The organism is Streptomyces sp. NPDC058401, assembly GCF_042722885.1.
Taxonomy (GTDB): domain Bacteria; phylum Actinomycetota; class Actinomycetes; order Streptomycetales; family Streptomycetaceae; genus Streptomyces.
On record NZ_JBHXKA010000046.1, the window covers coordinates 42,335 to 57,668 of the forward strand.

Here is a 15,334-nt window from a genome sequence, read left to right on the forward strand (position 1 = left end):
CTAGAGGTCGATCCAGTACCGCCGCTTGCGGCCGATCAAGGTCTCGCGGACGTCCTCCAGCACGCCGCCGTTGCCCTCGATCGTGCGGATCGAGGCCTGGTTCCCGGGGTCGCAGGTGAGCAGCACCCGGTCGATCCCCAGCAGCCGGGCCTCGTGCTTGACCTCGCCCAGGGCCCAGGTGGCCAGCCCGCGGCGGCGGGCCGAGGGGCGCACGCTGTAGCCGATGTGGCCTCCGGCGTCGAGCAGGAACCCGTTCAGGTAGTGCCGCAGGTCGATGGCGCCCAGGTACGCGTCCCCCTCGGCGATCCACCAGTAGGTGGCGTGGACGCGTCCCGGTTCGAGCGGCAGAGAGCGGTCCCCGTAGCTCCGCAGCCGCTGCGTCCAGGCGGCGAAGCCTTCCGCGCTGTCCACATCGTCGTCGGAGCCGAGCCCGGCGCCGTCCATGTGGGCGTCGGAGCCCCATTCCTCCTGCGCGGCGAGCCAGGAGGCGTACAGACGGGGCGTGGGCGTGATCAGCTCGGGCATGAGCGGACGATAACAGTCCGCGGAAACGACCCCGGCGGGCGCAGGGACGTAGGGGCCCGTCCGGCCTGCCGGACGGCGAGGACGACGCCGGCGGTCTCACCTACTCGATCACCTTCCAGGGCCAGGGCACGGTCCGGGACCTGACGGTGACGATCGGCATCGAGCACCCCGAGCGGGCGCCGCGCCGTGATCCACAACCGCACGGGCGGGAACGCCAAGAACCTGCGGGTGACCCTGGATTCACAGCCGCCCTCCCTGCTCGCCCCGCTCATCGTCGACGCCGTGCCGGGGAGCTGGAAGCTCAGGATCACCGATGCGGTGGCCTCGAAGGCCGGGGTGCTGAACGAGTGGTCCCTCGCCGTACGGACGGGCACCTGAGCGGGGGCAGGGCAGGAGCCGGGGCGGGGCTCGCTCCCCTTTTAAGCAATGGGTGTCGATTATATTGGGGCCATGACCGAAATGCCCCGCGATGTGGATGCCCAGCGCGTCCACCACGCCCTGGCCGTACCGTCGCGCCGACGCCTGATGGCCCTGCTGCGGGAGGCGGACGGCCTGCTGGGTGTCGGTGACATGGCCACTGCCACGGGGCTTTCGGTCGCCACCGTTCGGCACCATCTGGCCGCCCTCGCCGAGGCGGGCCTGGTCACGGCCACCGCCTCCGCCGGTCCGGGCCGGGGCCGTCCCCGGCTGCGGTACGCGGCCACCGGACCCGACCCCCGGGAGGAGCCGGCGGACAGCGCCTTCCGGGAGCTCGCCCAGGTCCTGGCCGAGGCCGTCGGGGGCGGCCCCGGCGCGTCCCGCGAGGCCGGTCTCGGCTGGGGGCGCCGGCTGGCCGGGAGCGGGCCCGCCGCGGAGCGGGTGTTCGCCGCGGCCGCCCGGATGGGCTTCGCACCCGGCGACGCGCCGCAACCCGACCCCGGCACCCGTCGGGTCCTGCTGCACGCGTGCCCGTACCTGGAGCTGGCCCGGACCCGGCCCGAGGTCGTGTGCGCCGTCCACCAAGGCGTCCTGGAGGGCCTGCTGGAGTCCAGCGGGACCACGGTGCGGCTGCTGCCCTTCATCGGCCCGGACCTGTGCGCGGCGGACCTGCGTCCGGCCTGACCCGCACCGTCCGCCCTACGGAGCCCCGGCCGGCCGCCGCACGCGGTCAACCGCGGGGCCCGGCCGGGGACCCGGTCGCGGCTCAGCCGCGGGCGCGGTTGCGGCGGCGGTACTCGTCCGTCGGGACGCCGCCCACGCCCCAGTCCTCCAGGGCGACTTCCTCGATGAGGACGAACGTGGTGGCCGGGTCCTTGTCGAGGACCTTGACCAGCAGGTCGGTGACTCCTGCGATGGTCTCGGCCTTCTGCGACGCGGTGGCGCCCTCACGGGTGATCTTGACGTTGACGTACGGCACGGGAATTCCTCGTCTCGGGGCGGTGGCGATGACGGACGGGCGGGGGAGCCCGGGTAGCGGGAGTGGTGTCAGATGCGACGGCCGGTGACGTGGCCGCCGTCCACCCGCAGGGCGTGGCCGGTCACGAAACCGGCGCCCGCGAGGTAGAGCACGGCGTCGGAGATCTCGGCGACCTCGCCGACCCGGTCCTGCAGGGCGAGGCCGCCGTACGCGTCCACGTCCGAGGCCTCGTGCAGGGGGGTGCGGATGATGCCGGGCGCGACCAGGTTGACGCTGATCCCGTCGGCGGCGAGCTCGGCGGCGAGGCTCGTCGTCAGCGCGTGCACACCGGCCTTGCTGACCACGGGTGCGGTGGCCGGGAAGCCCGCCAGCGCGTGGTCCACCAGCACGGTGCCGATGTTGACGATGCTGCCGCCCTGCCCCTGGGTGCGCAGGGCCCGTACGACCGCCTGGGTGGTGAGGTAGGTGCCCTTGAGGTTGCCCGTCAGGTAGCCGTCGAGCTCGTCCTCCGTCACCTCCGTGAAGGGCTTCGGCTCGAAGGTGCCGGCGTTGTTGACCAGGACGTCGATCCGCCCGAAGCGCTCCAGCGCCGTACGGACGAGCGCCTCGCCGGTCGCCCGGGCGGCGATGCTGCCTGCGACGCAGGCGGTGCGCTCCGGATGCCCGAGGCCCGCGGCCGCCTTGGCGAGGCGGTCGGGGTCGCGGCCGTTGAGGACGACGTTCGCGCCGGCCGCCAGGAAGGCGCGGGCGACGTCGAGGCCGATACCGCTGGAGGAGCCGGTGACGAGGGCCGTGATGGTGATGCCGGTGCTCCTGGTAGTGCTGATGGCTCCAGTGGTGCTGGTGACGCTCATGGAAGGAGTCCCTTTCGTGGGCGGCAACCGGGGAGTTCCGGTGGCCGGCACCAGAAACCTAGGAGCCCCCGACTCATAACACCACGACGGAATATGGAGCATGTGATAATCCAGCGTTATGGATGTGGACCTGCGCGATCTGGAACTCCTCGAGGCCACGGCCGAGGCCGGCTCGCTGACCGCCGCCGCCGAACGCCTCTACGTCAGCCAGCCGGCGCTGAGTCAGCGGCTCACCCGGCTGGAGGCGCGGCTCGGCATGCCGCTCTTCGACCGGAAGGGCCGCCGCCTGGTCCCGAACGCCGCCGGCCGCCGGCTCCTGGTCGCCGCCCGCCACGTCCTCGGGGAACTCGAATCGGCCGCGCGCGACCTGCGGGAGCTCCGCGACGGACGGGACCGGCGCGTGCGGTTCGCCGCGCAGTGCAGCACCACCTTCCCGTGGCTGCCGCCGGTCCTGCGCGCCTTCCGGGCGCGCGAGCCGGACATCGAGGTCCGGATCGAGACCGTCGCCGACGACGCGCCGATCCCGGCCCTGCTCGCCGACCTGGTCGACGTGGCCCTGGTGACGAAGCCCGACTTGCAGATGGACCGGGTGTCCCTGACCCGGCTGTTCGAGGACGAGATGGTGGCGGTCGTGCCCGCCGGGCACCCGTGGGCGTCCCGCGCACACGTGACGGCCCGCGACTTCGACGGAACGGACCTGGTCCTCTACGACTTCTACGACCAGAAGCGCATCCCGTCGATGCCGCTGCCGATCCCGGCCGGGGCGCGGCCCGCCCGCATCACCACGATGCCGGTGGTGACCGACCTGGTGATCGAGATGGTGGCGGGCGGCCAGGGCCTGGCCGTCCTGCCCAACTGGGTGGCTTCCCCCTACACGGCCTCGCACGGTCTGGCCCTGGTCCGCATGGGTGCGAAGCCGCTGACCCGCACGTGGTTCGTCGCCACCCGGACCGGTGCCCGCCCGCCCCACCTGGAGGCGTTCGTCGAGGAACTCGTCGGCCGACTGGAAGTTCCCCGCACGGACTGAGCGGGATCGGCCGGCCCGGGCACCGGATCGGCATGGGGATGGGTCTCCTCTCGTCGGAGGGATGGACTCGTAGATGAACTCGTAGATGAACTCGTACGGGGAGGATGGACACAAGCCCTGAACCAGTGGGAGCGCTCCCACTGTGCAGACGGGACTCAACGCCGTCAAGGTCCGTGAAGAGTCGAAGCCCGTCCCGCAGTAATTTCCTCAACTCCTCTGTTGCTTGACGTCAGTTGCCGCTACGGTCTGGCCCCAACCAGTGGGAGCGAATCCGTCAGTCGGCGCGCCGTAGAAGGCGCGCCCTCGCTGCAAGGACTCGCTCATGCGACACCCCCCACGCACATCCGCGCTGCTCACATCGGCAGCGCTCGCGATGGTGAGCTGTGCGCTCGCCGTCACGGGTACGGCCGCAGGAGCCGCGGCCGCACCCTCGTGCACGGTGACGTACTCGGTCGTCGGCCAATGGGCCGGCGGATTCCAGGGTTCGGTCACCGTCACCAACAACAGCCCCGCACTGAACGGCTGGAGCCTCGGCTTCGGCTTCCCGGCCGGTCAGATCCTCGGTCAGGGCTGGGGCGCCAAGTGGTCCCAGAGCGGGCCGTCCGTCACCGCCGTGAACGAGAGCTGGAACGCCGTGCTCGGCGCCGGCGCGAGCGTGACGACCGGCTTCATCGCCTCGTGGTCGGGCGCCAACACGGCGCCCGGCGCATTCACGCTCAACGGGGCAGCCTGCACCGCTGGTTCCGGGCCCGGTCCCGGACCCGAACCCAGCCCGACTCCCACCCCGACTCCCACCCCGACTCCCACTCCAACGCCCACGCCCACGGGCCCGACCCCCACACCCACCCCCACCGGCCCGGTCTCCGGTGCGCCCGAACTGAGCGTCACCGGAAACCGGATCACCGACCGGAACGGTGCCACCCGGCGCCTCCTCGGAGTCAACCGCTCCGGGGGCGAGTTCATGTGCGTCCAGGGCCACGGCATCTTCGACGGTCCCGTCGACGACGCCTCGGTGCGCGCCATCGCCGACTGGAAGGCCAACACCGTCCGCATTCCCCTCAACGAGGAGTGCTGGCTCGGGCTCGACACCATCAAACCCGACTACCGGGGGGCGCATTACTCCGACGCGGTCAAGGGACTGGTCGACCGGGTCCTCGCGCACGGCATGACCCCGGTCGTCGAACTGCACTGGACGTACGGCCAGTACACCGGGAACTCCTCCGGGTGCGCCGACGTCCACGCCTCCTGCCAGAAGCCGATGCCGGACGCCCAGTACGGCCCGGCGTTCTGGACCTCGGTGGCGAACACCTTCAAGAACGACCGGCGGGTCGTCTTCGACCTGTTCAACGAGCCCTATCCGGACCGGGCCACCCCCACCACCGCCCAGGCATGGTCCTGCTGGCGCGACGGCGGCACGTGCCCGGGCATCGGCTACGAGGTCGCCGGCATGCAGGACCTGGTGGACGCCGTCCGCGCGACCGGCGCCCGCAATCTCCTGCTCGTCCCCGGCCTCGCCTACTCCAACGACCTGAGCCAGTGGCTCACCCACTCCCCCACCGACCCGACGGGCAATCTGGCCGCGGCCTGGCACGTCTACAACTTCAACAGCTGTTCCAGCGAAGCATGTTGGGACTCCACGCTCGCTCCGGTCGCCGCCCGGGTCCCCCTCGTGGCGGGCGAGATCGGCGAGAACACCTGCACGCACGCGTTCGTCGACCGCGTCATGAAGTGGTTCGACGACCGCTCCCTCTCGTATCTCGGCTGGACCTGGAACACCTGGAACTGCAGCTCCGGTCCGGCCCTGATCACCTCGTACGACGGCACCCCCACCGCATTCGGCACCGGGCTGCGCGACCACCTGCGCGCCCTGAACTGAAAGGCATCCCACCACCATGAGCCGCACAGCACTCGGCACGACTCCCCGCACCACGTCCCGTACGACGTCCCGTACGACCCGGCGCACCGCCCTGTTGGCGGCCCTCGGCCTCGTCACCGCGGCCGGCGCCACCGCCACCGTGTTCGGCACTTCCGCCGGCGCCGCCACCGCGGGCTGCAAGGTCGCGTACCAGATCACCAACCAGTGGAACACCGGGTTCGGCGCGAACGTCATCGTCACCAACACCGGTGACCCGGTGGCCTCCTGGACCGTCGAGTGGTCCTACGCGAACGGTCAGCAGGTCACCCAGGGCTGGAACGCCACGATCACCCAGTCCGGGGCGGCCGTGAGCGCCAAGAGCCTCTCGTACAACGGGAACCTGGCCACGGGTGGTTCGACCTCCTTCGGCTTCAACGGTTCGCACACCGGCACCAACGCCGTGCCGGCGACGTTCAAGCTCAACGGCGTCACCTGCAACGGTGCGACCGACCCGACCCAGCCGCCTACCACTCCTCCGACGACCCCGCCCACCACGCCGCCCACGACCCCGCCGACCACCCCGCCGCCGTCGGGCGGCAAGGCCGACAACCCGTACGCCGGCGCCAAGGTGTACGTGAACCCCGAGTGGTCCGCGAAGGCCGCCGCCGAGCCGGGCGGTACCAGGGTGTCGAACCAGCCCACCGGTGTCTGGCTGGACCGCACCGCCGCCATCGCGGGGACGAGCGGCTCGATGGGTCTGCGCGCCCACCTGGACGCGGCGCTGGCACAGAAGGGCAGCGGCGAGCTCGTGGTCCAGCTGGTGATCTACAACCTGCCCGGCCGGGACTGCGCAGCACTCGCCTCCAACGGCGAGCTGGGCCCGACCGAGATCGACAAGTACAAGACGCAGTACATCGACCCGATCGCGGCCATCCTCGCCGACAGCAAGTACGCGGGCCTGCGCATCGTCACCACGGTGGAGATCGACTCGCTGCCGAACCTGGTCACCAACGTCACCGGACGCCCGACGGCCACGGCCAACTGCGATGTGATGAAGGCCAACGGAAACTACGTCAAGGGGGTCGGGTACGCGCTGAACAAGCTGGGTTCGATCGCCAACGTCTACAACTACGTGGACGCGGGACACCACGGCTGGCTCGGCTGGGACGACAACTTCGGCGCCTCCGCCGACATGTTCAAGCAGGCGGCGACCGCCGAGGGCTCCACGCTCGCCAAGGTGCACGGCTTCATCGTGAACACGGCCAACTACAGCGCCCTGAAGGAGGACCACTTCACGATCGAGGACTCCGTCAACGGCACCTCCGTGCGCCAGTCGAAGTGGGTCGACTGGAACCGGTACACGGACGAGCTCTCCTACGCCCAGGCCATGCGGACCAAGCTGGTGTCCCTGGGCTTCGACGCGAACCTCGGCATGCTGATCGACACCTCCCGCAACGGCTGGGGAGGCACGGCGCGGCCGACCGGACCCGGTGCGCTGACCAGCGTGGACACCTACGTCAACGGCGGCCGCTACGACCGGCGCATCCACCTCGGCAACTGGTGCAACCAGTCGGGCGCCGGCCTCGGCGAGCGGCCGCAGGCAGCTCCGGCAGCGGGCATCGACGCCTACGTGTGGATCAAGCCGCCGGGCGAGTCGGACGGGGCGAGCAAGGAGATCGCGAACGACGAGGGCAAGGGCTTCGACCGGATGTGCGACCCGACGTACACGGGCAACGCACGCAACGGGAACAGCATGTCGGGCTCCCTCCCGGACGCGCCGCTGTCGGGCCGGTGGTTCTCGGCCCAGTTCCAGGAGCTCATGAAGAACGCCCACCCGGCGCTCTGACACACCGCCGGTGAGCTGACCGACCCGCCTCACCGATGAGCCGGAGCCGTACGGAAACCCCTGGTCTCCGTACGGCTCCGGCCGCGGCGCGCCCAGCAGGACCGGGTCGGGGTGACATCGGGGACGGGTCCGGGGCAGCCCCGATGCCCGGTCGGAGACCCACTGGCAGCCTGAGGGTCATCACACCAACACACATGTCCCGAAGGGTCTTTGTGGGCGCCACACTGTCAGGAGCGGCCGTACTGGCCACCACCGCCGTGCCGCCCGCGCGCCGGGCCGTCGCGTCTCCCACGTCACCCGTTCCTCTCCCACCGCTGAACACCGCAGGAGTACCGGGGCATCAACTACGTTCTGGCCGTACTGATCATCGACAAGGTGACCGGCCGCCCGTACGGAGAGGCGGTCAACGGCGTGACCCTCTGGGGGAAGACCGGCGAGACGTACGGCTACAAGAACGCCGCGTTCTCCACGCGTGACCAGCAACGCCGCTTCGTTCTCGCCTACCACCCGACGACCGCCCGCAACTCAGCGGAGAGCCAGCTGGTCGCCGGGGTCGCCGACCTGCTCACCCGCGCCTGAGCACCGGAAGTCCGGTGCCCTGAGGCCTATCGGCCGCGTCGGGTCGCAGCCGCTCGCCGATGGCCGACGGCCGACGGCCGCGACGAGGGGGAACCGGTCTCCCGGCGATCCCGGCTCAGGAGGAATCCCGCACGACCAGTTCCGTCGGGAGGACCCTGCGCGGCTCCTCGCCCTTCGCCTCCGGCGTCGCGGAGCCGGCTCCGGAACCTTCCGCGATCTTCTGGAGCAGCAGCCGGGTCATCGTGCGGCCCATCTCCTCGATCGGCTGGCGCACGCTGGTCAGCGGCGGATCCATCAGGCGGGCCACCGCGGAGTCGTCGACCCCGACCAGGGCCACGTCCTCGGGGATCCGGCGGCCGGCCTCGCGCAGCACCCCGCGCGCGCCGGCCGCCATCACGTCGGAGGCGGCGAAGACCGCGTCCAGGCGGGGGGCCCGCTCCAGGAGCTCGCGCATGGCCAGCCGGCCGCCCTCCTCGGTGAAGTCGGCGGTCGCGACCAGGGACTCGTCGGGCTGGATCCCGGCCTCGGCGAGCCCCGCGCGGTAGCCGCCCAGGCGTGCCCGTGCCACGTACATGTCCAGCGGTCCGCTGATGGTCGCGATCCTGCTCCGGCCCCGCCCCACCAGGTGGGCGACGGCGGCCCGTCCCGCGCCGATGTTGTCGGAGTCCACGTAGGCGACGGGTTCGGCCTCCGAGCGCCGCCCGTTCATGACGACCGGCAGGCCCAGCTGCGCGATCCGGTCCGGCAGCGGGTCGTCGCCGTGGACGGACGCCAGCAGGACGCCGTCGACCCGCTGGGCGGCCAGGTAGTCCTCGAAGCGCCGGCGCTCGGCCTCGGTCCGGACCAGGGTGAGCAGCAACTGCTTGTCGGCTTCGGCCAGTTCGGCGCTGACCCCGCGGATCAGGTCGAGGAAGTACGGCTCCGAGAACAGCCTGGCCTCGGTCTCCGGGATGACGAGGGCGACCGCATCGGTCCGGCTGCCGGCCAGCGCCCTGGCCGCCTGGTTGGGTACGTACCCCAGCTCGGCCACGGCGCGGGCGACGGCTTCCCTGGCCTGCTCGCTCACCCGCGGCGAGCCGTTGATCACCCGGGAGACGGTGCCCCGGCCGACTCCGGCCAGGGCCGCGACCTCTTCCAGGGTGGGTCTGCCGTTCTGCCGTCCGCTCACGATCCTCGAACTCCCCTCGTGCGCCCTCGCGCTCCGGGCCGGTGCGTGCCGGGCCGGAGCACGGCTGATCAGGTAAGAAGCGGATCCCGCCCCCCATCTCACGCGGAACACGTTACGCCGGTCCGGCGCACCGGAGGTTCAAATGGGAGCGCTCCCACACTACTCATGATCCCCTCTTGCCGCCACGTCCGCGTTCAGAACCCGACGAGGCCGCGCCGGAAAGCAGGGCCTCCGACGCGCCGGACGGCTTCCCGTCACGAATTCACGTTCACGTCTTGACACCCGCACCCGCCAAGCAGCAACCTTCCGGCAACGACGTGGGAGCGCTCCCACTCTGGGATGCGAGAACGACCTTCACATCAGGTCCGGGCCGGGCCCTCGCCGAGCCGCGAACAGCCCGCCGGACCCCCCGGCGCACAACGAGCACCACCTTGGACGAGGAGAGTGGAATGCGCACTTCCAGCAGCAGACACGGACGCGGACGCCGCACTGCGATCAACGCGGTCACCGCGATCGCCGTCGTGGCGACCGGTACGGCCCTGCTCACCGGCTGCGGCAGCGACGGTGACGGCGACAAGGCCGACGGCGCGGCCGGCGGCGGGCAGATCACGCTGCGGATCGGAACCTTCGGCTCGTTCGGCTACGACAACGCCACCGGGGCCAAGCTCTACGCCGAGTACGAGAAGGCCCACCCGAACATCAAGATCGAAGAGTCGAACGTCGCCGACGGCCAGAAGTACTGGGACACGCTCAAACTGCGCCTCTCCCGCGACAGCGGGCTCGCGGACATCCAGGCCCTGGAAGTGGGCTACATCGCGGAGGCGACCGGTTCCGCGATGGCGGACAAGTGGACCGACCTCGGCAAGACGGGCGGCGCCGACCTCGGCGCGTTCCTCGACTGGAAGGTCAAGCAGGCCACCACGGCCGACGGGAAGGTCATCGGCCTCGGCACGGACATCGGCCCGATGGCCATCTGCTACAACAAGGACCTCTTCGCCCAGGCCAAGCTCCCGACCGACCGCACCGAGGTCGCCAAGCTCTGGGCGGGCGACTGGGCCAAGTTCATCGAGACCGGCGAGACGTATAAGAAGAGCGCCCCCGCCGGGACCGCCTTCCACGACTCCGCCAGCGGCCTGTTCAACGCGGTGATCTCCAGCCAGCCCGTGCAGTACGCCGACACCAAGGGCGAACTGGACTACGAGAACAGCCCGGGCGTGAAGAAGGCGTGGGACACCGCCGTGGCGGCGGCGAAGGGCGAACTGACCGCCAAGCTGCGCCAGTTCGACGAGAAGGGCACCTGGAACGCGGCCTTCAAGAACTCGAAGTTCGCCACCGTCGCCTGCCCCAGCTGGATGACCGGCATCATCAAGGACCAGGCGGGCCCGGAGAACCAGGGCAAGTGGGACATCGCCGCGCCGCCCGTGGCCGGCAACTGGGGCGGCTCGTTCCTCGCCGTTCCGAAGTCGGGCAAGCACACCAAGGAGGCCGCCGAGCTCGCCGCCTGGCTCACCGCACCGGCGCAGCACGCCAAGGTCTTCGGCGTGAACGGCAACATCCCCTCCACCAAGGACACGCTGACCTCCCCGGCCGTCCAGGACGCCAAGCTGCCGTACTTCGGCGACACCCCGGTCGGCAAGATCTACTCGGAGGCCGCGGCCGGCATCACGCCCGCCCCGATCAGCCGCTGGGACGGCCAGGTGAAGACCTTCCTGACCGACAACGGCATCCTCGACATCGAGCAGCGCGGCACCGACCCGGTGAAGGCCTGGGAGAACGTCAAGAAGCTGGTCGACGACAAGATCGAGAAGTAGCGGGGCCGCGCGCGGCCCGTCGCCGCCCGCGGGTGGCGGGCCGCCGCCGTCCAGCATCCCCGTGTACGGCACCTCCGTACGCATCCCCCGTACGCATCCCCCGTACGCACCTCCGTACGCACCGACCCGGAAGGACGCCCCCGTGGCCACCTCCGTACGGGCGACCAGTGGCGGCTCCCCGCCGCCCACCAGCCTGCGCAGCACGCTCTACCGCCTGGACCTGAAGGCGGTCCCCTACGTCTTCGTCGCCCCCTTCTTCCTCACCTTCGCGGCCTTCGGGCTCTTCCCCCTGATCTACACGGGCTGGCTCTCGCTGCACCGGGTCGAACTCGGCGGCAGCGCCCGGTGGAAGGGGCTGGAGAACTACAGCTCACTGGCGACCAGCGAGTTCTTCTGGAACGCGCTCGGCAACACCTTCACCATCGGCGTGATCTCCACCGTCCCCCAGCTGCTGATGGCCCTGGGCCTCGCGCACCTGCTCAACTACCGGCTCCGCGGCCGGGGTTTCTTCCGCGTCGCGGTGCTCGCCCCGTACGCCACCTCGATCGCCGCGGCCACGCTCGTCTTCGCCCAGCTCTTCAACACGGACTACGGGCTGATCAACACCGCCCTGGGCTGGGTCGGTTTCGAACCGGTCGCCTGGGAGTCCTCCAAGTGGCCCGCGCAGATCGCGATATCGGCGATCGTGACCTGGCGCTGGACGGGCTACAACGCGCTCATCTACCTGGCGGCGATGCAGGCCGTACCGCAGGACCTCTACGAGGCCGCCGCGCTGGACGGGGCCTCGCGCCTGCGGCAGTTCCTCAGCGTCACCATCCCCTCCATCCGGCCGACGATCCTCTTCACGGTCATCGTCTCCACCATCGGAGCCACCCAGCTCTTCGGGGAGCCGATGCTCTACGGCGGCAGCGTCGGCATCAGCGGGGGCAGCGGGAACCAGTTCCAGACCCTGAGCCTGCTCATGTACGAGAAGGGCTGGGTGACCGGCGCGCTGGGCCAGGCCTCCGCCATCGCGTGGGTCATGCTGCTGCTCCTCCTGCTCGTCGGCGGCCTCCAGACGCTGATCACCCGCACGCACCGCAAGCGCAAGAAGCCGGGGAGCTGAGCTCATGGCCCGCACGCTCGATACGTCGACCTCCACGCCCGAAGTCCCGTCCACGCCCGCACCCACCGCCGGATCCGCGGGCCCGCCCGGGGGCCGGGCCGCCGCGCCGGGGCCGCGCCGCAGTCTGTTCCGCCAGTCGGCGGGCCGTCAGCACCACGCGGGACCGCTGACGTACGTCCTCCTCGGTTTCGCCGCCCTCGTCTCCCTCTTCCCGCTGTACTGGAACCTCGTGGCGGCCTCGCACACGGGCGAGCGCGTGGTCGAGGCCCCGGCCCCGCTGCTGCCCGGCCCCCGGCTCTTCGACAACCTCGCCTTCGCCTGGAACCAGGTCGACATGGGCGAGGCCCTGGTCAACACGACCGTCGTGGCCGGGCTCGTGGCCCTGTCCACCGTCCTGTTCTCCACCCTGGCCGGCTTCGCCTTCGCCAAGCTGCCCTTCAAGGGCCGGGGCGCCCTGCTGGCACTGGTGGTGGCGACCATGACGATCCCGCCGCAGCTCAGCGTGATCCCGCTCTACCAGATCATCACCGATCTCGGCTGGGTCGATCAGCTCCAGTCGGTCGTGCTGCCCTCGCTGGTCGCCGCCTTCGGTGTGTTCTTCATGCGCCAGTACCTCATCGAGGCCCTGCCGGTGGAACTGGTGGAGGCGGCCAGGATGGACGGCGCACACAGCCTGCGCATCATCTGGCACGTGGTGTTCCCGGTGGCCCGGCCCGCGATGGCGGTCCTCGGGATGCTCGTCTTCGTGCAGGCCTGGAACGACTTCTTCTGGCCGTTCATCGCGCTGACCCCGGACGGGAATCCGACCCTCCAGGTCGCCCTGGCCGGCCTCGGCGCGGGTGACCACACCGTCGACCAGGCCGTCGTGCTGACCGGCGCCCTCATCTCCACGCTGCCGCTGCTGCTGGTCTTCGCCGTGCTCGGCAAGCACATCGTGGGCGGCATCACCGCCGGGGCCGTCAAGAACTGACCGGCCGGGCACCCCTCGTCCCGCACCCTCGTTCCGCACCCTCGTCGGGCACCCCTCGTCCGGCACCGTTCCATCCACACTCACGTTGGGAGCGCCCTTCCATGACCGCGTCCGAGACCCGGCCGCTCACCGCCGTCCGCTCTTTCCCGTCCGGCTTCCTGTGGGGCACGGCCACCGCCGCGTACCAGATCGAGGGCGCCGCACGGGAGGACGGCCGGACCCCGTCCATCTGGGACACCTTCTCGCACACCCCGGGCAAGGTCTTCGAAGGCCATACCGGTGACGTGGCGGTGGACCACTACCACCGCTTCCCCGAGGACGTCCGGCTGATGTCCGAACTCGGCCTGGGCGCCTACCGGTTCTCCGTGTCCTGGTCGCGGGTCCAGCCGACCGGCCGGGGTCCGGCCGTGCAGAAGGGCCTCGACTTCTACCGCAAGCTGGTGGACGAGCTGCTCGCCGCCGGCATCGCACCCGCCCTCACCCTCTACCACTGGGACCTCCCCCAGGAGCTGGAGGACGCGGGCGGCTGGCCGGAGCGCGCCACCGCCGAGCGTTTCGCCGCGTACGCGGGGCTCGTCGCCGACGCCCTCGACGACCGGGTGAAGCACTGGATCACCCTCAACGAACCCTGGTGCAGCGCGTTCCTCGGCTACGCCTCCGGTGTGCACGCCCCGGGCCGTACGGACCCGGTCGCCGCCCTGCGCGCGGCCCATCACCTCAACCTCGGCCACGGCCTCGCCGTGCAGGCCCTGCGGGCGGCGCTGCCCCGGGACGGCCAGGTCGCGGTCTCCCTCAACCTCCACGAGGTGCGCCCCCTGACCTCCTCGGCCGCGGACCGGGAGGCGGCCCGGCGCATCGACGCCGTCGGCAACCGGATCTGGCTGGGGCCGATGCTGGAGGGCGCCTACCCCGAGGACCTGCTCGCGGACACCGCGCGCCTGACCGACTGGTCCTTCGTCCGGGACGGGGACACCGCCACGGTGCACCAGCCGCTGGACCTGCTCGCCGTGAACTACTACACCCCGACGGTCGTCTCGCGGGCGGCGGAGGGCGAAGGGGTGCCGCAGGACGACGGGCACGGCAACAGCGAGCACTCGCCGTGGCCGGGTGCGGAGGGCGTGGCCTTCCACCGGGCGCCGGGTGAACGCACGGCGATGGGCTGGCCGGTCGACGCGAGCGCCCTGTACGAGCTGCTGACCCGCACCGCAGCCCGGTACCCCGGGCTGCCGCTGGTGGTCAGCGAGAACGGCGCGGCGTACGAGGACGAGGTCGGTCCGGACGGCACGGTGCACGACCCGCTCCGTGCCGCGTACATCCACGCCCACCTCGACGCCGTGCACCGGGCGATCAGCGACGGGGTGGACGTGCGCGGGTACTTCCTGTGGTCGCTGCTCGACAACTTCGAGTGGTCGTACGGGTACGCCAAGCGGTTCGGTGCGGTTCACGTGGACTACGAGACGCTGGAGCGCACGCCCAAGTCGAGTGCCCGCTGGTACGCCCGCGTGGCGCGCTCCGGTGAGCTGCACGCCCCGTCGTAGCGGGTGCGCGTCCGCCGGCGGCCCGTATCCGGGTCAGTCCGGCGGCGCGGCGGCCCGGCCCCGCGGGGAGTCCCGCAGGGGGCGGCGCAAGGAGCTTCGCATCAGGAGCCGGTAGAGGGCCGCCGACACGAGGATGCCGGCGGGCAGGGAGAGGTCCACGCCGCCCAGCGCCCGGGCGACGGGGCCCGTGTAGAGGGTGTCCACGCAGAGCGCGGATGCCGCGATGCCCGCCGTCAGGGCCAGCGCGCCGGACCAGTTGACTCCCCCGGTGTACCAGAAGGGGCTGCCCGGGGTCTCGTCGGTGAGTGCGGGGCCGTCGTAGCGGCAGCCGCGGAGCAGGATGTCGGTCGCGTAGACGGCCGTGCTGGGCCCCAGCACGACGACGGTCAGCTGGAGGAGGTTGCCGACCGTGTCGAGGAAGTTGGAGACGAGGAGGGCGTAGAGGGTCAGGACGACCCCGAGCGCTCCGTCGACCAGGACCCCGAGGGAGCGGCCGACGCGGACGCCGGCGGCCTGGAGGGCGAGGCCGGAGCTGTAGGCGGTCATGGCGTTGTTGGGGGGGGGGGGGGGCCCCACCAACCAACCCAAAAAACCACGAAGAACCAACGGCCCCGCGACCCACAAAACCCACCCCACCGGCGGGCCCAGGACACAACAACC

Annotated in this window: 13 protein-coding genes and 2 pseudogenes; 10 read left to right on the forward strand and 5 right to left on the reverse strand. The window is 71.3% G+C overall.

The annotated features are described in order from the left end of the window. Positions 1–525, reverse strand: a complete 525-nt coding sequence (locus ACFWNV_RS18925) for a GNAT family N-acetyltransferase (RefSeq protein ID WP_383947969.1) — start codon at positions 523–525, stop codon at positions 1–3. A 177-nt stretch (positions 526–702) separates the two neighbouring features. Here ACFWNV_RS18925 and ACFWNV_RS18930 point away from each other — a divergent pair. Both ACFWNV_RS18930 and ACFWNV_RS18935 read left to right on the forward strand, forming a co-directional pair. Further along, positions 703–903, forward strand: a pseudogene (locus ACFWNV_RS18930) (proprotein convertase P-domain-containing protein); the annotation flags it as partial. A gap of 72 nt (positions 904–975) precedes the next feature. Then, on the forward strand, positions 976–1,626 hold the full coding sequence (locus ACFWNV_RS18935) for a helix-turn-helix transcriptional regulator (RefSeq protein ID WP_383947972.1): 651 nt from the start codon (positions 976–978) through the stop codon (positions 1,624–1,626). Between the two features lie 82 nt (positions 1,627–1,708). Here ACFWNV_RS18935 and ACFWNV_RS18940 read toward each other — a convergent pair whose 3' ends face one another. Both ACFWNV_RS18940 and ACFWNV_RS18945 read right to left on the reverse strand, forming a co-directional pair. Beyond that, entirely contained in the window at positions 1,709–1,921 is a 213-nt protein-coding gene (locus ACFWNV_RS18940; protein ID WP_383947975.1) for a 4-oxalocrotonate tautomerase family protein, read from the reverse strand. Between the two features lie 68 nt (positions 1,922–1,989). Continuing rightward, the gene (locus ACFWNV_RS18945; protein ID WP_383947978.1) at positions 1,990–2,775 is read right to left on the reverse strand and encodes an SDR family NAD(P)-dependent oxidoreductase; all 786 of its coding nucleotides are present in this window, start codon (positions 2,773–2,775) and stop codon (positions 1,990–1,992) included. A gap of 118 nt (positions 2,776–2,893) precedes the next feature. Between ACFWNV_RS18945 and ACFWNV_RS18950 the strand changes: the two genes are divergently transcribed. The 4 genes from ACFWNV_RS18950 to ACFWNV_RS18965 all read left to right on the forward strand — a co-directional run bounded on the left by ACFWNV_RS18950 (position 2,894) and on the right by ACFWNV_RS18965 (position 8,082). Continuing rightward, positions 2,894–3,802: a LysR family transcriptional regulator gene (locus tag ACFWNV_RS18950; protein ID WP_383947980.1), complete on the forward strand. Its 909-nt coding sequence runs from the start codon at positions 2,894–2,896 to the stop codon at positions 3,800–3,802. Positions 3,803–4,124: 322 nt separating this feature from the next. Continuing rightward, positions 4,125–5,678 (forward strand): cellulase family glycosylhydrolase, encoded by a 1,554-nt coding sequence (locus tag ACFWNV_RS18955; protein WP_383947983.1) that lies wholly within the window; start codon positions 4,125–4,127, stop codon positions 5,676–5,678. A 16-nt stretch (positions 5,679–5,694) separates the two neighbouring features. Then, positions 5,695–7,503, forward strand: coding sequence for a glycoside hydrolase family 6 protein (locus tag ACFWNV_RS18960; protein ID WP_383947985.1), 1,809 nt, complete (start codon positions 5,695–5,697; stop codon positions 7,501–7,503). A 375-nt stretch (positions 7,504–7,878) separates the two neighbouring features. Continuing rightward, on the forward strand, positions 7,879–8,082 hold the full coding sequence (locus ACFWNV_RS18965; protein WP_383947986.1) for a hypothetical protein: 204 nt from the start codon (positions 7,879–7,881) through the stop codon (positions 8,080–8,082). A 115-nt stretch (positions 8,083–8,197) separates the two neighbouring features. Here ACFWNV_RS18965 and ACFWNV_RS18970 read toward each other — a convergent pair whose 3' ends face one another. Then, entirely contained in the window at positions 8,198–9,250 is a 1,053-nt protein-coding gene (locus ACFWNV_RS18970; RefSeq protein WP_383947989.1) for a LacI family DNA-binding transcriptional regulator, read from the reverse strand. Between the two features lie 449 nt (positions 9,251–9,699). On the opposite strand from ACFWNV_RS18970, the gene ACFWNV_RS18975 reads away from it, so the two are divergent. The 4 genes from ACFWNV_RS18975 (at position 9,700) to ACFWNV_RS18990 (ending at position 14,674) form a co-directional block, all read left to right on the forward strand. Next, on the forward strand, positions 9,700–11,061 hold the full coding sequence (locus tag ACFWNV_RS18975; RefSeq protein WP_383947992.1) for an ABC transporter substrate-binding protein: 1,362 nt from the start codon (positions 9,700–9,702) through the stop codon (positions 11,059–11,061). A gap of 142 nt (positions 11,062–11,203) precedes the next feature. Then, the gene (locus ACFWNV_RS18980) at positions 11,204–12,166 is read left to right on the forward strand and encodes a carbohydrate ABC transporter permease (RefSeq protein ID WP_383947995.1); all 963 of its coding nucleotides are present in this window, start codon (positions 11,204–11,206) and stop codon (positions 12,164–12,166) included. A gap of 4 nt (positions 12,167–12,170) precedes the next feature. Next, positions 12,171–13,136, forward strand: coding sequence for a carbohydrate ABC transporter permease (locus ACFWNV_RS18985; protein ID WP_383947998.1), 966 nt, complete (start codon positions 12,171–12,173; stop codon positions 13,134–13,136). Between the two features lie 101 nt (positions 13,137–13,237). Further along, on the forward strand, positions 13,238–14,674 hold the full coding sequence (locus ACFWNV_RS18990) for a GH1 family beta-glucosidase (protein WP_383948000.1): 1,437 nt from the start codon (positions 13,238–13,240) through the stop codon (positions 14,672–14,674). A gap of 33 nt (positions 14,675–14,707) precedes the next feature. Here the strand turns inward: ACFWNV_RS18990 and ACFWNV_RS18995 are convergent. Continuing rightward, positions 14,708–15,226 (reverse strand): annotated as a pseudogene (locus ACFWNV_RS18995) (cytosine permease); the annotation flags it as partial. Between the last annotated feature and the right edge of the window lie 108 nt (positions 15,227–15,334).